Below are 21,436 nucleotides of genomic sequence, written 5' to 3' on the forward strand. Positions count from 1 at the left end.
TTAACACTAATAAAGTCCCTCTTGGACAAGTTCTTATCTCAGAAACAGACTTAGCGGCACTGCAAAGTAAAGCACAACTTTTAGACCAACTACAAAGTAGTGGCCTATTATCTATTGCCCAAGAAATCACTCAAAATGCACACAAAGTCAATCAATCCTCGGCACACAGACTTAACAACATCGAGCAAAACTTCGATTTAATTCAAGGATTTATGGAACAGTCAAAAGGTATAGAAAACCTTTCAAATGATTCATTCAATTCTGCACAAAGTACCGCAAATATCTCTCAGACTGGTATTCAACAGCTTGAAGAATTGACAGGTAACATCACAAACTCTGCACAATACATTGCTGAGTTTACCGTACTGCTTGCTAACCTAGACGAGAACAATAAAAACATTGGTCAATTAGTTGACTCTATTAAAGGCATTGCCGACCAAACCAACCTACTTGCGCTAAATGCGGCAATTGAAGCGGCACGAGCAGGTGAACATGGCCGTGGATTTGCCGTGGTGGCCGATGAAGTACGCGCACTTGCGAATACAGCAAACCAATCTGCAGACCAGATCCAAGGTGAAATGAAAAAAATCATGGATATTTCAGCAGCGATCATTGATAAACAAAAACAGGTAACAAATATTATTGATGACAGTGTTGATATCGCGACAGTGACAATGCAAAGTTTGCAAGAGCTCGTATCTCAAGCTAATTCAAGTTCGAGCTTAGTAGAACAAACCATTAGTCAAGTACAGCAACAGTTAAGCCATTCACACAGTATTACAACCGGTATGGAAGCATTAATTAGTGACACTAAAGATGCGCTTAACGGCTCATCAAGTAATGTTAATTTAGGTGAGCAACTGGTGACGAAACTGCGTTTTTAATTCATCAATATGAATAATTTTGATTTGCAAGTATTTGCTCTGGTGTATCAAGTACCTGAAGGTAAGGTTGCCACCTATGGCGATATCGCTAAGTTAGCGGGCATGCCAAATCACGCACGTCAGGTTGGTAAAGTGCTTAGTCGCTTACCAACCGACAGCAAGCTGCCTTGGCATCGTATTGTAAATAGCCAAGGCAAAATATCACTGCAAGGTAGCCGTGGTGATTATCAAAGACAACAACTTGCCGCTGAAGGAATACCCCTCTCTGCGCACGGCACTATTTCACTAAAGAAATACAGGGTTTTGTAGGGGGTCTAGTTACAAACGACAACTCGCAGTAATATCTAAATCTTGGTTTATTACACTACTTTCAACACCGTAAAATCCGAGTAGCGTATGAAACAGGTTATCGTGAGAAAAAGTCCCGGCTTGTGCTTTTTCTATCAAGCAATTTTTATTAATACCTTTGGCATCGGCATATTGCTGAGGTATCCACATAAATAAAGGCACTTGTGTTTGTTCTATAGGAGCGAAAGAATAAGGCGTGCCATGCAAATATAAACCGTTCTCACCCAGTGACTCACCATGGTCAGACATATACATCAAGGCAACGTTATAATCGTTTGCATAACTTTGTAATTTTTTAATTGTTTCGGCAATCACATAGTCAGTATAAGCGAGCGTGTTGTCATAAGTATTGACAATTTCGTCGTCAGAACAATTTTCAATATCACTTTGGTTACATGACGGAGTAAATAATTCTTTTTGTTGCGGATATCGCTTCCAATAGGTAGGCCCATGACTACCTATTATGTGCATAGCGATTAACTTATTTCCCTTTAGTTCTTCGACTTCATCATCAAATGATTTCAACATTATTTCATCATAACAAACTGAATTGTCACATACATCACGATATTGTGAAGCATCAATGCTAATTTTGGTTAGCCTTTTTGCGACACCTTTATCACCACCATCATTATCTTTCCATAATACGTTTACACCGGCATATTTTAATACATCAAGCACATCATCTTGGCTGTTAGCCCGGTTTTTATCATAATTACTACGATTTAGGTTTGAGAACATACACGGTAGTGAATGTGCAGTTGAAGTGCCGCAAGATGAGACATCTTTAAAAGAAATGATGCCCATGTCTTCAGTATAAGGATTTGTATTACGCGAATAGCCATTATACCCGATATTCATAGAGCGAGCGGTTTCACCGACAATTAATACCATTAGGGTTGGTTTACCGTTGTTCGCGAGTAATGGTGTCGCGTCTGTCCCTTGGGCTTTATAAGTGAATTTTTCAGTAAACACTTCTTTCTTTATATATTTAACACTATTAAAAATATGCGCAGGCACAATCATTTTATTCAGGTAAGCGTTGTTACGACCTACCGAAGCATAATCTTTATAAAAAAAGCCGAGAATTAACAGAATGATGAGAGTAGCCGATATAATTAACATTAAGCGTTTTAAAATACGCTTAAGTAAGGTTTCTTGGGTATTAAAGCGTATTAAGGCGATTAATACGGCTGGAATAACACCTATAAATAATAGGTAACTAATAGACGATAAATTTATATAGGAAGACATTTCACTGGTGTTAGTTTCAATAACATTTTCAACCATCGAATAGTCAAATAAAACCCCATATTTTAATGTTGCATAAGAAGCAATTGCGGATGATACAAGTACAAAAATAAAAAATGGTTTCGCGAAGTAAGGAATTGCAAATAACGAAAAAATAATAAAAAAGGCGCAACTTAATAATACCGGTGCGGTATATACAAATAACCAACTGTTCGAGTGTTCAGTGATATCAATTAAACGTGCGCTAATAGGTATATTAAGTACGAAACCAAAATAAAAAGAATACAGTAATAAAAACGTTGTCATACTGATATTAATACGAAATTTGCATAATTGCGTAAGGCGGCTAGCTATATTAGTTAAGGAAACGTTTAGCTTTGTTGTGAGTAGATTTTTCATTGTTATCCAGTGATGACCATAAACCAAGTAAATGCGGTTAAATAAGCGCACACGGTCCTTTCCTTCGACCCTTGAATTTTAGATTAGAGTTGATACATAACTATTTTAAGCATAATTTATGTACATTTTTGTCGATAAGCTGCAGGTTTAGTCTGTTACCTTACCGAGATGTGCATATCAGGCAAGTGGATCGCTTTATAGTTCATACAAAAGGAAGGTAATCAATTAGCCCTGAGTAAAATTTGGCAATTTTTTATAATCAATAGCGGTGATTTCTAATGCATCGACCTGTGCTGCATCGGGTCCCTCTCGCAACCATAAAATAAGCTTATCTCGCTCAGTTTTATCGCCAAAGACCTGTACTTCTACATCTCCGTTTTTCAGGTTAATTGCGTGCCCGGTTAAACCTAGTTGCTGCGCCTGCTCCACTGTTGCATAACGAAAGCCGACCATTTGTACTCTACCATGTACTATGATCTGGTTACCTTCTTGTGACATAACCCCATACCCCTACCAAATTTTTTCAGTATTTATGGAGTATATGTCTAAATTAGCCATTTAGACCACGTTAATTAATTCAACAAGCTGATATAGCTCACAAAACCTTGCCATCACGAATTTTAGATACAAAAAAACCCGTAAATACTGTTTTTAAACAACGAGTACGCACGGGCTTTATGCCTTAGCCTTTAATAACTAAAGCCGATTAACGTAAATCGTCAACCACAGCGAGCATAGCCACTAATGATGCTTCACCAAGCTTAATAGAACGCTCTGGTGACCAACCCATCATAGGATCAGGTAAGTTATCATTGTCTTTAAATGGCATTTCCATAGTATTTGCAAGGCAATCAAACTCTTCTGCTACCCAGTTAGTTGCCACTGTCATGTTGGCTGTACCTGGTGCATCAACGTCATAACCAAATTCAGATTGGAAATCTGCACTTGCCAGTTTGAACACGTCAGAGAAACGGTCACGTAATTTCGCTAATCTGTCGTTATAACTTGGCGTACCTTGTGAACCCGCAAGGAATACGTAAGGTAGTGCTTCATCACCGTGTACGTCATAGAATAAATCAACGCCAGTTTCTTTCATCTTATTGATGGTATGGAACACTTCTGGGCTTTTTTCTAAGCTTGGGTTTAACCATTCACGGTTAAGGTTTACACCTAATGCATTGGTACGTAGATGACCACGTGCGCTGCCGTCTGGATTCATATTTGGTACGATGTAGAAGTTAGCTTTGTCTAATAATGCTTTACCCGTTGGGTTATCACTATCAAGTAAGCTATGCATTAAACCATCAACTAACCATTCAGCCATCGTTTCACCTGGATGCTGACGCGCAGTAATCCAGATGTTACGCTTACCTTCAGCGCCATCGCCGATCTTAACTAAAGTTAAATCACGCTTATCAATCGTTTCACCAAGATGCTCTAAGCTTACTAATGGGTGCATTTGCACTGCAGCAAGTAGATCTAGATGACGTTCGTAGCTGTACGGTGCAAAGTAAGCAATTTGCATTGACTCACAATCCATTTCAGCAATGATCGTGAGTTTACCCTCTTTATAGAAAGTTGGAATACGGAACCAGTGCTGACGATCGTATGAGGCAACAGCTTGGTAGTTTTCCCAGCCTTCTAGGTAAGCAGCTTCGCCTGCATTAAGGATATTCAGTGTGTATTGCTCACCGACTACACCGTCAATACGGAAGTTAAACCATTGGAAAAATTCTTCACCCACATCAGGGCGAATTGCAAGTTGCACATCATTTTTGTCATCTAAATTAATGACTTCAATATTACCAGCATCAAAATTAGCGGTGATCCGCATACGACTTCCTTAATTCATTTTTGAAATTAACTTAAGCATAAACGATCCCGCTGTAACTGGGTAGAGAAGATGTTTACTAATAACCCTAAAAACCTTATTTAATTTCCAATACAGAACAGAAGTCAGCATAAATCATTAGATACAGGCATCTATAAGTCATAAACCGATATACCAAATAATTTAACATCGCACCTCCCCTGCACATTTAATACCTACTTAGTTATAAATTAAATGCTTAGTGAGTTCGACGCTAGCATTAAAAGTACGGTCGTGCTAAAACACGCGAAAATCCTAAATACATACAGAATAAATATTAAGCGCGTTTTGACGCGTTTCAAACATAAAAAATAGCACGACCGTTCGCTTAAAGGTTTTATTTAAGGAATTTACGATGAGCAGTAGCATTTATTTTAATACTCGAAACAAATTCACGATCCGCCGCAGCATGATCAATATCGGCACTCGATTACATCACAGCATTGCACCCGCTCATGCGTTAAAAACAGCGCAGAACTTATTGTTAACCCCCGTACGTAGTACATCCCAAAATGAAGATCCGGTTGGATTATTAAAATCCACACATATGACATCTGAAGGCCGACTAAATACCTATCAAATGGGTAACGGACCCGTTTGGGTCTTAAGCCACGGTTGGTCTGGTAGTGCCAGTCAATTCTTTCCGTTGATGGAGCATATTGCCAAACAAGGTTTTACTGCGCTGGCCTACGATCATCCTGCACACGGCCAAAGTGAAGGGCGTCACGCTCATCTGCCCGCATTTGTACAAGCATTCGATGAAATCGTCGATAATATTGATGACGTAGTAGGTATCATTGCACATAGCATTGGATCGACAATCGTCTTAGAGAGTCGTCACCCTAAAGTACAAGCCTTACCCTTCTTATTAATTGCACCTGTATTAAACTATGTTGAAAGCTTATATGACACTGTTGGTAGTTCTGGGTATTCAATGAAATTATTTGGTGAGATGATAAAAAAAATTGAAAACCAATATGACTATAGGCTAGAGACTATCAAACCCTATAAAACACTCATATCTCGTCAGCAAAAAACCATCATAGTGCATGATGAGCATGATAAATTTGCCAATTTTAGCACCTCAGAATTAGCCGCAAAAGAAGCGAATACTATCGATTTAGTCACAACACAAGGACAAGGACATGGCCGAATTATTAATTGTGATTTAACGCTAGCTGCGTTTGATAGCTTAGTTTAAAACTCAATAATGGCTTACTACGCCTCGTCTAAAAAACAAAAAGCGCATCATTATTGATGCGCTAAATATACTTACACTCACTATTTATATTTATATAAATAATTAAAACAACACCTTACTGGCGAAGTTTAAGCACCAATAGTCACCTTACGAGGTTGCAATGCTTCTGGCACCTGACGTTGTAGATTAACCGTCAGTAATCCTTGCGCCATCTCAGCACCCAATACATGTACATGATCGGCGAGTGCAAATTTACGGCTAAAATCCGCTTGATTAATGCCTTGATGCAACAATGTTGAAGTGACTTCTACTGGCTGCTTTTTACCGGTGACAACCAACTCATCAGCCGTCACAGTAATATCGATCTCTTCGAGTGAGAAACCAGCTAGCGCCAGTGTAATTTGATAATCTAACTCACCTGTGTGAGTTATGTTATAACGTGGATAGTTCGTATCAACCCGTGTTTTAACCGCTTTGTTTTTTGCTTGCTCACTGTTGATTCTTTCGTTTTTAGCCATCGATTTTTTAGCCTTGCACGCATCTAACATACGCTGTGATGCTAATTGCTGTTCAACTAATTTTTGTGCCATGTTAGCAAAGCGATCAAAACCAACCGCGTGGCGATATAGGGGTGCAAAATCAAATGTAGTCGTTGTAGTCATCTCTATTTTCCTCAAACAATAGATAGCTATAAGCCTGCTGAGCAGCACTTATATACCCAAGCCCTTCAGATACTTGGGGGGAACAGGCTTAATGAAAGAATTCCCACTAAGCCGAATATAATTTATAAGGTTAATGACACTGCCAATCTATAACAGTGTTTGTGCAGTATTATTCTGCAGATAAGGTTTTAGCGCCGTTAATGGCAATTTTACGTGGTTTCATTGCGTCTGGTAACTGGCGTTCTAAATCGATATACAACAAACCATTTCGCATGTCTGCCCCGTTGACAAAAACATGATCGGCAAGCTCGAATTTACGTTCAAAGTTACGTTCAGCAATACCGCGGTGTAAGAAAGTACGTTGATCGTCTTCTTTCGCCACAGACTCTTTCGTGCCTTTTACTAATAACTCATTATTTTGGGTTGAAATATCGATTTCCGCTTCGTCAAAACCTGCGACAGCCATCGTAATGCGATAGTTATTGTCATCAAGTTGTTCGATGTTATACGGAGGAAAGTTATTACCAGATTGGCGGTTTGATGCAGCCGTTTCAGCAAGTGCTGCTAAACGTTCAAAACCAATTGCACTACGGTATAGGGGAGTGAAGTCAAAAGTACGCATAATTATATTCTCCATTGAGCAATATTATCATCGTCACCAAGCCAAATTATTTTGCGCTTAGCCATGATGTATTTTTATTCCGGTTTATATGTAAAAAGTAAAAACATACTCCGTTAGGCAGTTGCTGTTTACTTTAGGTTAGGCCTCGTAAGCGCCTAATTAATAGATGTGGATTACACGATTTGTTTTCAAGTAAAAAGCTTTAATTAATTCCAATAAAAACATAAAGCAATGAAATACAAGCAATAAACATCTTAAATTTATTACTTATATTTTCACCTCTATTATTACTATCATTAAAATTGCATGCTATTTTCGTGTGATGCGTTCTCATACACAGAAGCGTTATCCATCAACGCATACAGCTCATCTTTTTGACGACTATCACGTCGAGCACGTTTATGAGCCTTACGATCTGATGGCATAATACCGTCATCGTCAACACGCTGCGCTGATTTTTTTTTAAACTTTTGATCTAATTTAGCCATGTTCTTTCCTGCTTATATCTTTCATTAATAATATAAAAATAAAATTGTGACGCTTGATTACAAATAAATTTACCATTGTCATTAAACTGTCAACATCCGCCGTTAATTTAGAGACCAACAAAGTCTGTAATTAAAATTATAAAGATTGAATATGACATAGCTGTGACAGTATGAAGATTCCAATGCAGCCATAAATACTGCTAACGATTGTTGTTACACGGTTAATTTAACGAAAGGTAATCGATATGAGAAGCATGGGTATATTTTTAGATGAAGTGCATTTTCCACTTGGTTTTCAACAACAAAATGCGTTTAATTTAGATGAATCAAAATTATTAGAACATTACGGTTTAACAATGCAGCGACTACAAGAAGGCGAGCTGTTACCCGCCACCGCTGACGAACATTTCTTTCTCGCAGAGCTTGATGGTGAATTTGAATTAACCTCTGATTTTGCGAGATGCTGGCGCAAATATAATCATAAGATCACCCACCCTCATTCATTACGCAACACGGTACATAAACGCAGTGTAAAACAACCAAGCCGTGATTACTTTGTGGATGAACTATCGACTCTAGAAGACATTGACAGCACTTATGACGAGTTAGATTTGGATTCATAATCAGTCCTCACACCTCATCTTTTAAAACGCACCTTCATTAAGGTGCGTTTTAGTTTTAAGTATAATGAAGACAGAGTCGGTCGAGTAATAAAATCTAATTTCTGCGGTTTTAAGCAATACAAACAAGCTATTTATGTATAAAATACAGTAATAAACCATCATTAGTTGTGCGCTAACATCAATAAGGAATTCCCATGGATTTTATTCAAGTACCACTCACCGTATTTTTAGTTTTCGTCGCACCACTGTGGTTAATTTTAGCCTATCGGAGTAAACGCCAAAGCAATCAAGGGTTATCAAAAAAAGACAAAGACAAGTTACAGACATTAATTAGCCGTACCGAGCAATTGCAAGATCGCGTTATCTCGTTAGAACAAATTTTAGATGAAGAATCACCGAAATGGAGAGACCGATGAACGCTAAATCCTTATATCGAGACACCGAAAATGGCAAGATCGGCGGTGTGTGTGCGGGCTTAGCGGCCTCCTTCGGGGCTGAAGTTTGGCTTGTGCGATTACTGTTCGTATCCTTGTTTTTATTCACAGGTTTCTTTCTCGCCATTCTGATTTATATCATTGCCTGGTTACTACTCGAAAAAATGCCGATTGAAAAGCAGCAACAACGAAGCATCTATGCCAACCATTCGATGAAAACAAAGCCATGGCAACAAGGTCATACTGCAGAAAAACTGCTGGATAATATTACCGCAGAGCTCGATGATATTGATCAAGGTCTGCAGAAAATGGAAAATTATGTTATTTCTTTTTCATTCAAAATGGATCGTGAATTTAAGAAAAAATAAAAACAACCGAATCAGTTTTATCCCCTATTCCTTGATAAAAAATTAAACGTAATCAATAAAAAAAGGGATAAAACAAGCTATTGCCGACATTAAAGCGCCAAGCTCAGTATATTTATGCTACCTTGGCGCTTTCTGTATCTATTTCTACCTACTCTTTTATTAATTTGGAGAAAACTATGTCGTTATCTATCAAACCTGTGGCTATTGCGGTACTCGGTGGCCTGCTTACTATGGCCGGCCCTGCTTATGCTGAAACCATCAAACTGCGTATTCTAGAAACGACGGATATTCACACCAATGTAATGGACTATGACTATTACAAAAACAAGCCTACAGAGAAAATAGGCCTTGTACGTACTGCCACATTAGTAAGAGAAGCCCGCGCTGAAGTAACTAATAGTGTACTGGTTGATAATGGTGATTTATTGCAGGGTAGTCCAATGGGCGACTACATGGCAGATAAAGGCCTTAAACCTGGCGATGTACACCCAGTTTATAAAGCAATGAACCAGCTTGGTTATGAAGTAGGTAATTTAGGTAATCACGAATTTAACTACGGGTTAGAGTTCTTACAAGAAGCGACAAATGACGCGAACTTCCCCTATATTAATGCGAACGTTATCGATCTAAAAACCGGTAAAAACATGTTCACCCCTTACATCATCAAAACAAATACGTTTAAAGATACAGACGGCGTAGAACACCAAGTTAAGATTGGTTATATCGGTTTTGTACCACCGCAAATCTTAATCTGGGACAAGAAGAACCTAGAAGGTAAAGTTGAAGCGTTAGACATTAAACAAACCGCCGAAAGATTTGTGCCACAAATGAAAGCAGAAGGCGCAGATATCATTCTAGCGATCCCGCATTCAGGCGTATCAGCTGACCCGTATAAAGTAATGGCTGAAAACTCAGTGTACTATCTAACACAAGTACCGGGTATTGATGCGATTGCATTTGGTCATTCACATGCTGTATTCCCAAGTAAAACATTTGCAAAAATACCGGGGGCCAATATCGAAAAAGGCACAATCAACGGTATCCCAGCTGTAATGCCTGGTCGTTGGGGCGATCACGTCGGTATCATGGATTTGGTGTTAGACAAACAAGGTGATTCGTGGAAAGTAACCGACGCACAAACAGAAGCGCGTCCTATTTTTGACAAATTAACCAAAAAGCCGTTAGTTGCCGCTGATAAAAAAATGGTTGCTGCAGTACAAGCTGACCACAAAGCAACACGTAATTTTGTTAACCAGCCTATTGGTAAAGCAAATGACGTGATGTACAGCTTCCTAGCGCTAGTACAAGACGACCCAACAATCCAAATAGTTAACCTTGCACAACAAGATTATGTGGAACGCTTTATCCAAGGTGACCCAGATTTAGAAGGCATCCCAGTACTTTCTGCCGCGGCACCGTTTAAAGCCGGTGGCCGTGGTAACGATCCAACGAACTTTACTGAAGTTGAATCTGGTCAGTTAACATTCCGTAACGCAGCAGATCTTTACCTTTACCCGAATACGCTAGTCGCTATGAAGGTAACAGGTAAAGAAGTGAAAGAATGGTTAGAATGCTCTGCAGGTCAATTCAATCAAATCGATCTAAACAGCACAGCGCCACAAGGCTTAATTAACTGGAATGAGTTCCGCACATACAATTACGACGTAATTGACGGTGTGAAATACGGTATCGATTTATCGCAACCAGCACGTTATGACGGTGAATGTAAACTGATCAACCCTAGCTCAAATCGTATTACCGACTTAACGTTCGAAGGAAAGCCCGTTAACCCAGCCCAACCTTTCATCGTAGCGACCAATAACTACCGCGCTTACAGTGGTAAATTTGCAGGCACAGGCGAAGCGTTTGTTGCATTTGCATCACCGGATGAAAACCGCACGATTCTGGCAGACTACATTAGCCGCGTCAGTAAAGCACAAGGCCAAGTAACACCAAGTGCAGATAACAACTGGCACTTCACGCCATTACAAAGCGACAAGAAGCTAACCATTACCTTTGAAACAGCGCCGGGTGACAAAGCCGCACAGTTCATCAAGGACAAAGGCCAATACCCAATGCAATACATTAAAGATGATAAACTTGGTTTTGCTATCTACAGCTTAGACCTACAAAACAAAAAGTAATCTTTACTTAACGTTTTGAGGTACCGCATTGATATAAAAAATACCGCAGCCAGCCTGCGGTATTTTTATAGCTGGCGACAATCACATATATTATTAGCATCTTCAATAACCGTCATACTTATTTCTCTATTCTCTAATTCTTTTTGATCGTCCCCTTCTTGTTGTAAAAACATCAATCCACCGATACTTGAAAAAGAAACCATCAACAATATGAATAGTTTTTTCATTTTATATTCCCTTATTTAATTTGATGTTTATTACTGTAATCACTTGATTAAATTAAAACAAACGCATACTTTTGATATCTCACATTCGATTTGTTGATGTATTAAAAGGATTTAATCAATGGACATTGATGCACTACGTAGCTTTATAGCATTTGTTGATACGGGCAGCTTTACACGGGCGGCGAAGCAAATTTGTCGAACCCAAAGTGCGATCAGCATGCAAATGAAAAAGCTGGAACAAGAAGCGAATCAACGCTTATTTATCAAAAAAGGTAGAAACTTATCACTCACAACTGAAGGGCAAGTACTGGTAAGTTACGCACGTCGAATTTTAGCATTACATGATGACGTGCTTACAGAATTCACGACAGTTAAGAATAATAGGCCACTGATAATAGGTTGCCCAGACGATTACGTGGTCAGTGTGTTACCTAACATTATTAAATTAATACAAGAAAAAACGCCGAATCAAAAATTTCGTATACACTGCGACAACACGGTGAAATTACGCATTATGCTAGATAATGGCGAAGTCGACTTAGCGATTATTACGCGTGCACCGGAAAGCCAAGAAGGTTATTTATTACAACATGATAAAGCTGTCTGGATATATTACGGGCATAAGGAATTACTGACTCGGACAACATTACCACTCATTCTTTTCGAAGAAGATTGTAAGGTACATTGTGCAGCGGTCGATGGTCTTGATAAAATTAACCGTAAATACAGCATCGTTTGTATTTCACCCAGTGCTACAGCTATCAAAGCCATCATTAAAAATGGTACAGGGATTGGTGCTATGGTGGCTTCCACCGTACCGGACGATTTCACCATCATCAATGATCCAAGTTTACCGCCACTTGCCGCGGTTGATATTGTTCTAGCGCTAACGTCAGCCCCTCATCCACATTATACAGCAACTGAAGTAGCGCAATTAAGCGCATTGTATAGGCATGCTACACTTAAACAGTATTAACCAAGACAGGACGTCCCATGAGCACTAACAGCAAGCCTCAGATGAGTAATAATCAAATAAAGAACAATCATAACGAAAACACCACCACAATACCTTGTTACTATGAACAACAAGGTAGCGGTAGTCCAGTTGTGTTTATTCACGGCTCATACGCAACAACCTCAACATGGAAGAAAATAGTCCAGCAACTCGCAAGCACACACCATTGTATTTCTATTAAATTACCTGGTCACTGTGGTATGCCAGATCCCGATGATTTTTCAGCGCCAAACATCAATACAGAGCTTCATATTATTGAATCTGTAGTCGCAAAATTAACGAACCAGCCCATCCATCTTATTGGGCACTCCTTCGGTGGTGTCGTTGCATTGGCCTTAGCACTCAAAGGTTCTGTAGAAATACAAGCGCTAACCTTATTTGAACCTGTATCAACATGGGTACTCGAGTCTGTTGAAGATACAGAAATGATGGCGCGTGTAGATGCGTTTGTTCAAGACTATCGTCAAGGCATTAGCAACAATGAACCTTATGTATGTGGAAAAGTAATAGATTTTTGGGCTGGTAAAGGTGCATTTAGCCCCCTACCCGACTTCATTAAAAACGGCATGGTCCCCTTAACAGCGAATAACAATCGGCACTGGACGCTGTGTATGAACATCCATCAGAATCGAAAAACACTAAACACATTAACGATTCCAACAAGGTTAGTCTGTGGCTCGGCATCAAATCCGGTTGCTCAAGCCATCGTTAACCACCTGAGTAGTGAATTAGCAAACAGCAAAAAATACATAATACAAGGCGCTAGCCACTTCTTGGTAACAAGCCATGCCACAGAATGCCTTCAGATTATCCTTGATGAAAAAATCACGATTTAATTAAAATTACCTATTCTTATGTGTAATATCGCTCACTTTAATATCACAACTACCCATCTTTTATTTTCTTTCTTAACGGAATAAGAGACAATTACCCTCAACACATAATCCAAGGCTACTACCTATGTCAAACGTCCTATTACTTGCCAATTTGAACTGTGATCGAGTATTACAACTGGATAGGCAATTAACGACAGGTGGCCGCCACTATTATGCTGATCATGGCCGACGATTAGGCGGAGGTGGTGCCAATACTGGATTAGGCTTAGTTTATGCTGGGCATAAAGTTGCCCTGGTCAGTCAAGTTGGTAATGATAAGACCGCAGACTGGCTATTAGCAGAAGCCAGTCTGCAAGGATTAGATTGCAGCTTATTACAACGCAATAAACTCGAAACTCCCGAGTTACTATTAGTCATGACTCCCGATGGTGAACGCACTATTATTCGTCCACAACGCCCCATTTTCACGCTAGGTCCAACACCCAATTTTAAACATTGGCAAGCGCTATACGTTAACTCATCGGCAGTCGGCACTGAGCTCTGGGCTCAAACCGCACTTGAACACACCTTAGTTATTGCTCAGTTAGCTAAAGACAACCGTTTACGCCCTTGCCACGTCTTAATCTCCTCTCGTTCAGACCTCTTTAGTCATGGTATTGATGTGAATAATAGCGAAGAATTATGGTGCTATGGTCAGTCCATCGCAGGTCAAACCTTACGTTATTTTATTCTAACTGATGGTGAAAAAGGCGCTGTCGCTTATCACCATCAGCAGTATATTTCAATTGCAGCAATCTCAACTAACGTCGTTGATACTACCGGGGCTGGCGATGCATTTGCATCAGGGTTAATCCACAGCTTACTCATCAATCAAGATATAAAACAAGCCATGATAACTGGATCCGAATGGGCTGCAATTGCAGTCGCAACGGCAAGTTCCATTCCTGGGACCGAATTACAACAACATTTAAACAAATAAGCCTTTTACCTTAATCAGATAACAAAATCGCAAGCGCAAATGATAATTACTACCATTTACACTTGCATCTTCTTTTGTGATTCTTTATTATCCTACTCCCAATTTAAAACACAAAAAAACTAAAAAAAATGAAAAAAACAGCATTATCTATCGCTTTTGCAAGCTTATTCCTCAGTGCATGTGACGACTCTAACTCAACAGCACCATCAGTGACTACACCATCAGTGACGACACCACCAGTGGCTACAGCACCAGTGACTAAGCCACCAGTGACCCCAGATCCCGTGACGACGATCACCGCACATATTAAAACCAGTGATATAGCACTTGTATCACCAACAATAGTTAGTTTTATCGCCCCTGGTGTTACCGCTACCAATCTCAGCAAAATAACAAACATCAAGGCTAATTTTGGTGAAGCACGTGTTGATCAAACGACAGGTGCGATCAATTTCCAACCATATGCTACTTCGACGAGTAATCCTTTAAGTGCTGAAATTATTGCAGTCCAGAACGATTATAAATTTGCTATTAGCTATCAAGTTGAGGATACAATTTATCAACTTGATGGTTCTGTCTTACCCTTATATAAAGATAAATCAAATAAGCCAGCACTACGCTTTAGCAAAGTTGGTGATAATGGCACACCTTTATCACCAGAAGACCAAGCACGGCCAGCAAATATGAGTGATTGGAGTTGCATAACAGATAACAAAAGTGAGCTTATGTGGCAAGTACCTCAAGCAGGTGGTACATACGCGTTTGATGCAACCTACTACTGGGGTGACCGAACAATCAATAATCGAGATTATAGCGAAGCAGCCTGTACACTTGGTGTTAACTGTAATACAGATAACTTGGTTGCAAAAGCAAACCAACAACAACTTTGTGGTCGTTCAGGCTGGCGTTTAGCAACTCGCGCTGAATGGCAAACATTATTAGATAAGAAGCTTTTCGATGAAGACTCCAAACAGTCTCCAGTTAACAACTTCTATTTCCCTTATGTCGACTCTAATTATGACGAAGCTTATTGGACTAATTCATTTACTATTTATCCAAATGGTCATGACACCAAACCCGCTGCTGATGACTGGCAGGGTTCAAATGCCCTTGTTGGTGATGCACACGTAATGTGGATGGGTGAAGATTTTGATTTTGCTAACATGCCGCCGCGCTCAACAAACGAGCCTCATTTTACTATGTTAGTAAACGGTACTGTTATTCCTGATAAAAAAGGCAATGAAGTACCAGAAATATCGACCGTATTACCACCACAAAATGTGGCTGTTGACGTTGACGAAAATCTTAATTGGCAATCACGTTTTGTTAAACATGGTACGCACGGGCAAGCCCTTACATTGCAAGACAGCACAGATTGGACTTGCACATCTGACCTTGAATACAGAAGCGCGTTACCAAATACACAAATTCTATGGCAACGCATCAGTAAAAGTGAACCACTGAAAAACCACGCTCAGGCCGTGGAATACGCCGAAGAAATCAACAAAGCAGCATTGTGCGGGCAAACTAATTGGCGCTTACCAACAGAAAATGAATTAAAAAGCCTATATGTGAATACACCATTTGGAATATATGAAAATTTACGTGCAAGCTATGTGAATAGTGTGTTTGATGATACAACCGTTGATTATGACAGCTATTACTGGACTTCTACTGCCAGTACATACTATCCAGAAACAAAACACAGCGCAGTTGCATTCCAAGATTCATTTTCTGAAAGCAGTTATCGAGCAAATACAGAGATGTATCGAGTACGCCTAATCTCAACAACGAGATTGCAAAAATAATGCTAAAAGATACATTAAAAAGTATACAACGCCTGTCAGTGATCATCACTGGCTGTGCGTTATTGGCTGCATGTGGTGGGGACTCCGGCACTGATTCTGGTACTAGTACTGGTTCTGGTACTAGCACTGGTTCTGGCACTAGCACTGGATCTGGCACTAGCACTGATTCTGGCTCTGGCACTGCTAAACCGCTGATATTGAACCCTCGTATACAGCTAACCCAAGGGCATACGACCACTCAGCAGTACGCCTTAACGTCAACGCAAGAATTACGACTGATTCAGCCAGGCCAGTATGGGAATGCAAGTGTTCAAGGCAATACATTTACCTATCAGGCAAATGCCGACGTACAGGGTTCCGACCATGTAAAATTGGCCATCATATCCAGTGATAAAATTGAGACCATCAATTGGCTGATTAGAGTAAATCGACCAACGCCTCGCTTTACTACATTAACGCTCGGTGACAGTAGTCAGAATAAGGAATGGCAATGCATCAGCGATATTAAGACCCATCAAGGTGTCGTTTGGGCAAGTCCACTACAACCAACAATGCAAACCTATGGTTGGGGTGACTGGCTACCGACCCTGCCTGCTTTTGAAGCTCAGTGTCAGTTCACAGACAGTGATGGCAACAGTCAAACCTGTACGACAGATACGCTTGTTGAATACGCAAATCAACAAAACTGGTGTGGCCACAATGATTGGCGCTTACCGTCAGACTATGAAATGAAGGGATTAATCAGTGAGCAAGATTACGCATTAGATAATAATCAAGCCGCCATTGATCCTTACTTTTTTGCTGCAACAGGTTTTGAGACTTACTGGTTAGCGAATGATAACCCTCTATTACATGCTGATAATATTGCACCGACGTTAGACTTTATGACAGGTCGCCATACCACAGTGATGCAAAATAAGCGTAAGCCTAAATCAGTGATGCTTGTTAGTGGTATCAAACGTGATACAACACTGCCATCAGAACAAAAGAAACCACAAGCAGAAAAAGACAGCTTTATACGGTTAGATAATAGCGGTCAACCATTACCTAAAGCACTACAAGGTGATGACTACGCTGATACTCCTTGGCGTTGTTTAGATGATACGCGCGGATTAGTACGTGATAACTTTTATTTACGCGATAAGCAGTTCTCTTATGTATATTGGTTAACGCCAGATCCACAAGATATCACTAACACCAGCCAGCAATTATCAATACAGGCAAGTGTACCAAAGGCTGTCTCAGATATTAATCAAGCGACATTTTGTGGCCGAGATGACTGGCGACTACCCACGGCTGATGAGTTGGCAATGCTACTGTATAAAGGAGAGCAAGACAGCGATTACAGCTTATTATACGAAACATCACTCAACAAACCTGAAGCCGGTGATTATTGGGTGAAAACGGCCTCTGGTTATGGCTTGTATAGTTTGCCAACAACTGCAACTTTACAACCAAAGTCATCAACTGACACAGACATAGGTCGTATTTTATTAATTGCAACAGCGTTTGAAAGCAGAGCGACAGAGGATCCCCGATCAGTGAACAACCACGCTCAACCTAACTTCAATCGCTTACGACAAGACTACGCCAGTAATAGTGATCGTTGGCCACCACCTTTTGTCGATGATATGTCGAGTTATCAAGAACTAGGCACTATGCCTAAACCAAACTTCCCTAACGAAAACCCTTATAGTGAGCTAAAAGTCGCATTAGGAGAAAAACTCTTCTTCGACCCTTTCTTATCTCAAGCAGGTGATGTGTCATGCTCTAGTTGCCATGACCCTAAATTAGGTTGGGGAGATGGACAAGAGGTTTCCATTGGCCATGACCGTCAACGTGGCAAGCGTAACGCCCCGACGATCGTAAACAGTGCATTCTTACCTGTATTGTTTTGGGATAGTCGCGCTGCAACATTAGAGCAACAAGCGCTAATGCCAATTCAAGACCCAGTGGAAATGGCTGAGACTTTACCGCGCTTACTTTCACGACTCAATGCACATGCACAATATCCAGCCTTGTTTAAGCAAGCATTTCCAGAAGATACTATGAGTGCTGATATCACCGAACAACAATTAGGAATGGCGCTCGCCACATTCCAGCGAACGATTATTAGTAATAAAAGTCGTTTTGATACATTTGTGGTTCAGGCCGATAATGCAGGTAATACTAGCGCACTTTCTGATAAAGAACTGTGGGGGTTGGACATCTTCCGCCGTAATGGCCGTTGTGTTAATTGTCACATGGGGGCTGAGTTTACGGATCACGAAATGCAAAATGTCGGACTGACTTATTATCAAGGTTTTTATGAGGATCTGGGATTGTATAATGTTGATGGTAAACCAAGCAGTGTCGGTAAATTTAAAACACCGTCATTACGTGATGTGATGAACAATCATCCCTGGTTCCACAACGGTTTACTCGATACGATGGAAGGTGTTATCTCAATGTATTCAGCTGGTATGGCAGATAATGCACCCTTTGGTTGGGATAAGTATGACCCCACTTATCCGGTATTATCAAAGAAAATTAGGCCATTAAATCTAACGGTTACGGAAGCTGAAGCATTACAAGCCTTTTTAACCACAATCACAGCTCCGACGCCTCAAAAGCCAGCGACGAGATTTGAGTTAGGAATCCATTAACATCACTATATTATCGGCTTAAATTATTAGTAGGTGTTTATTATAGACACCTACTAATTTGGCCTCTTGATAGCGATAACTTTAGCGCTCACCAACGAGATACAGATAAGTGTGCTTAGCATTGTACTTCGGCGACATATGCACCCCGTAAAAACAAGGCACCTTGTGCTCAAAAACCTCGTTTATAACCTCAAACCCTGCGTTTATTTTTCGTATTGAAATGGGATCTTTCGTTACAATAATCATCGCGGCAGAATCCGCTATCGTATCGTTGGCAGCAAGATTCAATAGGTTCTCTTCGCAAGATGTTTCAAAAAAACGGAGTGATTTAGAATGTGACACCAATGACGAAATATCACTGATATTAAATTTAAGCAGCTGATTTTTATTCAGCACTGTCGCCATATGATTAATAAACCGTAATGCGGTTAAACTATCCCGTTTATCAAGCTCATCGATATTCAACCAAATAGTCGCAATATAATTATCCTCAATAATTTTACGTCGAGAAAGATAACCAAGTTGATTGACATTTTTTTGCTGATAAATAGCAACAATCAAATCTGATTGCAGTAAATTGACATCATGCGCGATTACATCTTGCGCCGTAATGAATTGCATATCGATATCGTCATTATTCGCAATATCAACGAATAATGGATGTGGTTCAATAAATGATAACACCGTGATGTTTGAAATGTCATCATTGCCGTGCGTCGGTTGGATCATGATTATTCCCCTTTCATACCCTCAACTCATTAGAATATTATGGGATAAAAATGCACGGCCTGTTCAACATTACGCTTTAAAATAGATAATCATCTCTTTATAGGCATCATGTTAATAATAGACAAGAAAAAAGTGATGCTTAATTGACAGTATTGTTCAACAAACAACCTACTCATCTAACCCCTGTAATGCCCGATTAATCCAACCCATTAAAAATAAAAAAACCTGCACAATTCATATTAATTGTGCAGGTTTCGTTTATATCAATAACGTTTAGTCGTATTACTTATGCTTCGCTATCAAAATATACCTTTGTTTTTTTGTCACGCTTTCTTGCAAGGCTACTCAGGTGTAATCCAGATAAAGTCAACGCAATACCCGTGATCGAACCGATTAAGGCTAACGAACCAAACCAGACCAAACCAACAAGCGTTAAGGTTTCCGTTTTCACTTCTTTATAATGGTCAACATTATCAATATAAGAAGCCATACGATAAACCTGATTAGATAACGCCAGTGTGTTCGCTTCTATTTCAATCACACGAATATCATAACGTAACTTCATATTCATTTGCTTAATATCTTTGATGTAGTCTTTCTCATTTAAGAACTGAACATCTGCTTGATCACGCTTAATCTCTAAGTTACGCAACGCTGTGGTTTTATCCTTAGCCAGTTCTCTTTGTTTAACCGCTAAATTACTATTACTCGCACTCACCGCATTTTTATAGCTACGACGAAGTTGCTTCACCTCTTCGTTTTTCTGCTGGATCATGTCATCTTTCAATCCAAGTAAGTCCGAATAATAATCGTCAAGGAATTGAACAGACTCTAAATCAGGGCTGTTGTCCTTAACAATTATGGTGTTGTTATTAATTTTGTTAAGCTGAGTTTCAACACGGCGGATCTTTTCATCGTAATCTTTTTTCACTGCTGCTGAAGTAAAGAAATTCGAATCATCTAACGCAACAACCTTGTCGGCATTCAGCTTATCAAGCTGAGCCAATAAACGGTTACGTTCGGATTGAACTAAATCAGCGTTACCTTGAGTACGTTCCATCGATGACTTAAAGCGCTGCTCTTTCTTCTGTGATAGTTCTTGTAGCAGCTCTGACTTTTCAACTTTAAGCTGAATTAACTCTTCTCTTTTTGCTGCTAGAGCACGACTTAACTGTGGAATGTTTTTTGATAAGCGCTTATTACGTCTTACTTCACTGGCGTATTGCGATTTATAGTTTGAATTGACCTTAGTGGTATCGTTGTCAATTTGTTGGGTTTTAATATTGTAGTCTTGCAATGCAATTTCAATATTTTCTTCATTAATTTTAATCTGGTTTTCAATTTTACTGATCTCAATTTCACTGAGGTTAATTTGGCTATTAATCGATGAAAAAGCGCGTTCAAAACCATTAAGTAAGGTTTCAAATGTGATCAGACACAAGAAACTAATGATCAACAGGTACATAACGAATGATTTACGTGAATGCCAAAGTCCGATCACAAAAGGGATCTTGGTTAATTCCACCAACGAGATCATCACAAAAGGCGCAGCTAATGTGAATGTACTGGACAAATCATTACCACTTGACATTAATGATATTGAAATACAAAGACCGATAAATACAACGATAATCTCAACTAACCAAGCGATTTTACGTAAAAACCGACTATGTTTACTCAAGTCTTCGCCTTTATCATCCCTAACTTTACTGGTATGCGGACCAGTTCCCATTATATCGCTCATTTGTTTAAAACACCTCAATAATAAATAAAATAATACTTCTACTTAGCTACTTCTAGGTAACTTTTCAGTGAGAAGAATAACCACTCAATTTCCATTCATTAAAGACATTGCCAGTTTATAGAATTATTATTAAAACAAATTAACATGTATAAAACTATA

21 protein-coding genes are annotated in these 21,436 nt (G+C 39.6%); 12 read left to right on the top strand and 9 right to left on the bottom strand.

Features of this window, described 5'->3' with window-relative positions:
• Window positions 1–212 precede the first annotated feature (212 nt).
• Window positions 213–884: a methyl-accepting chemotaxis protein gene (locus HWV01_RS14290; protein ID WP_371816361.1), complete on the top strand. Its 672-nt coding sequence runs from the start codon at window positions 213–215 to the stop codon at window positions 882–884.
• Window positions 885–893: 9 nt separating this feature from the next.
• Window positions 894–1,193, top strand: coding sequence for an MGMT family protein (locus HWV01_RS14295; RefSeq protein ID WP_211672182.1), 300 nt, complete (start codon window positions 894–896; stop codon window positions 1,191–1,193).
• A 9-nt stretch (window positions 1,194–1,202) separates the two neighbouring features.
• On the opposite strand, the gene HWV01_RS14300 is transcribed toward HWV01_RS14295, so the two are convergent.
• The 3 genes from HWV01_RS14300 to HWV01_RS14310 all read right to left on the bottom strand — a co-directional run bounded on the left by HWV01_RS14300 (window position 1,203) and on the right by HWV01_RS14310 (window position 4,716).
• Window positions 1,203–2,933 (bottom strand): phosphoethanolamine transferase, encoded by a 1,731-nt coding sequence (locus tag HWV01_RS14300; protein ID WP_249185326.1) that lies wholly within the window; start codon window positions 2,931–2,933, stop codon window positions 1,203–1,205.
• A gap of 174 nt (window positions 2,934–3,107) precedes the next feature.
• Complete coding sequence (locus tag HWV01_RS14305; RefSeq protein ID WP_211672183.1) at window positions 3,108–3,380, bottom strand: acylphosphatase; 273 nt, start codon at window positions 3,378–3,380, stop codon at window positions 3,108–3,110.
• A 208-nt stretch (window positions 3,381–3,588) separates the two neighbouring features.
• A complete protein-coding gene (locus HWV01_RS14310; protein ID WP_211672184.1) occupies window positions 3,589–4,716 on the bottom strand; it encodes a M14-type cytosolic carboxypeptidase in 1,128 nt (375 codons plus the stop codon).
• Between the two features lie 391 nt (window positions 4,717–5,107).
• Between HWV01_RS14310 and HWV01_RS14315 the strand changes: the two genes are divergently transcribed.
• Window positions 5,108–5,953, top strand: a complete 846-nt coding sequence (locus tag HWV01_RS14315; RefSeq protein ID WP_211672185.1) for an alpha/beta fold hydrolase — start codon at window positions 5,108–5,110, stop codon at window positions 5,951–5,953.
• A gap of 128 nt (window positions 5,954–6,081) precedes the next feature.
• Here HWV01_RS14315 and HWV01_RS14320 read toward each other — a convergent pair whose 3' ends face one another.
• The 3 genes from HWV01_RS14320 to HWV01_RS14330 all read right to left on the bottom strand — a co-directional run bounded on the left by HWV01_RS14320 (window position 6,082) and on the right by HWV01_RS14330 (window position 7,725).
• The gene (locus tag HWV01_RS14320) at window positions 6,082–6,615 is read right to left on the bottom strand and encodes an Hsp20 family protein (protein WP_211672186.1); all 534 of its coding nucleotides are present in this window, start codon (window positions 6,613–6,615) and stop codon (window positions 6,082–6,084) included.
• A gap of 169 nt (window positions 6,616–6,784) precedes the next feature.
• On the bottom strand, window positions 6,785–7,237 hold the full coding sequence (locus HWV01_RS14325) for an Hsp20 family protein (protein WP_211672187.1): 453 nt from the start codon (window positions 7,235–7,237) through the stop codon (window positions 6,785–6,787).
• Between the two features lie 296 nt (window positions 7,238–7,533).
• Complete coding sequence (locus HWV01_RS14330; RefSeq protein WP_211672188.1) at window positions 7,534–7,725, bottom strand: hypothetical protein; 192 nt, start codon at window positions 7,723–7,725, stop codon at window positions 7,534–7,536.
• Between the two features lie 245 nt (window positions 7,726–7,970).
• Here HWV01_RS14330 and maoP point away from each other — a divergent pair, with 245 nt between their 5' ends.
• The 4 genes from maoP (at window position 7,971) to HWV01_RS14350 (ending at window position 11,294) form a co-directional block, all read left to right on the top strand.
• Complete coding sequence (gene maoP / locus HWV01_RS14335; protein ID WP_211672189.1) at window positions 7,971–8,348, top strand: DUF413 domain-containing protein; 378 nt, start codon at window positions 7,971–7,973, stop codon at window positions 8,346–8,348.
• A 194-nt stretch (window positions 8,349–8,542) separates the two neighbouring features.
• The gene (pspB, locus tag HWV01_RS14340; RefSeq protein WP_045109868.1) at window positions 8,543–8,764 is read left to right on the top strand and encodes an envelope stress response membrane protein PspB; all 222 of its coding nucleotides are present in this window, start codon (window positions 8,543–8,545) and stop codon (window positions 8,762–8,764) included.
• Window positions 8,761–9,150: an envelope stress response membrane protein PspC gene (pspC, locus tag HWV01_RS14345; RefSeq protein ID WP_211672190.1), complete on the top strand. Its 390-nt coding sequence runs from the start codon at window positions 8,761–8,763 to the stop codon at window positions 9,148–9,150. Before pspB ends, pspC begins: the two co-directional genes overlap by 4 nt.
• 176 nt (window positions 9,151–9,326) lie before the next feature.
• Window positions 9,327–11,294, top strand: coding sequence for a bifunctional 2',3'-cyclic-nucleotide 2'-phosphodiesterase/3'-nucleotidase (locus tag HWV01_RS14350; protein ID WP_211672191.1), 1,968 nt, complete (start codon window positions 9,327–9,329; stop codon window positions 11,292–11,294).
• A 65-nt stretch (window positions 11,295–11,359) separates the two neighbouring features.
• On the opposite strand, the gene HWV01_RS14355 is transcribed toward HWV01_RS14350, so the two are convergent.
• Window positions 11,360–11,521, bottom strand: coding sequence for a hypothetical protein (locus tag HWV01_RS14355; RefSeq protein ID WP_211672192.1), 162 nt, complete (start codon window positions 11,519–11,521; stop codon window positions 11,360–11,362).
• 118 nt (window positions 11,522–11,639) lie between these two features.
• On the opposite strand from HWV01_RS14355, the gene HWV01_RS14360 reads away from it, so the two are divergent.
• The 5 genes from HWV01_RS14360 (at window position 11,640) to HWV01_RS14380 (ending at window position 18,804) form a co-directional block, all read left to right on the top strand.
• On the top strand, window positions 11,640–12,497 hold the full coding sequence (locus HWV01_RS14360; protein ID WP_211672193.1) for a LysR family transcriptional regulator: 858 nt from the start codon (window positions 11,640–11,642) through the stop codon (window positions 12,495–12,497).
• A gap of 17 nt (window positions 12,498–12,514) precedes the next feature.
• Entirely contained in the window at window positions 12,515–13,372 is an 858-nt protein-coding gene (locus HWV01_RS14365; RefSeq protein ID WP_249185327.1) for an alpha/beta fold hydrolase, read from the top strand.
• A gap of 124 nt (window positions 13,373–13,496) precedes the next feature.
• Window positions 13,497–14,351, top strand: a complete 855-nt coding sequence (locus tag HWV01_RS14370; RefSeq protein WP_211672194.1) for a PfkB family carbohydrate kinase — start codon at window positions 13,497–13,499, stop codon at window positions 14,349–14,351.
• A 128-nt stretch (window positions 14,352–14,479) separates the two neighbouring features.
• Window positions 14,480–16,159: a DUF1566 domain-containing protein gene (locus HWV01_RS14375; protein WP_211672195.1), complete on the top strand. Its 1,680-nt coding sequence runs from the start codon at window positions 14,480–14,482 to the stop codon at window positions 16,157–16,159.
• Window positions 16,159–18,804, top strand: coding sequence for a cytochrome c peroxidase (locus tag HWV01_RS14380; protein ID WP_211672196.1), 2,646 nt, complete (start codon window positions 16,159–16,161; stop codon window positions 18,802–18,804). The genes HWV01_RS14375 and HWV01_RS14380 overlap by 1 nt, the downstream gene beginning before the upstream one ends.
• A gap of 81 nt (window positions 18,805–18,885) precedes the next feature.
• On the opposite strand, the gene HWV01_RS14385 is transcribed toward HWV01_RS14380, so the two are convergent.
• Window positions 18,886–19,533 (bottom strand): hypothetical protein, encoded by a 648-nt coding sequence (locus HWV01_RS14385; protein ID WP_211672197.1) that lies wholly within the window; start codon window positions 19,531–19,533, stop codon window positions 18,886–18,888.
• A 286-nt stretch (window positions 19,534–19,819) separates the two neighbouring features.
• Window positions 19,820–21,277 carry a hypothetical protein gene (locus HWV01_RS14390; protein ID WP_211672198.1) on the bottom strand — a complete coding sequence of 486 codons (1,458 nt, stop codon included), beginning with the start codon at window positions 21,275–21,277 and terminating at the stop codon, window positions 19,820–19,822.
• Window positions 21,278–21,436 lie beyond the last annotated feature (159 nt).

The organism is Moritella sp. 5 (assembly GCF_018219455.1).
Lineage (GTDB): Bacteria > Pseudomonadota > Gammaproteobacteria > Enterobacterales > Moritellaceae > Moritella.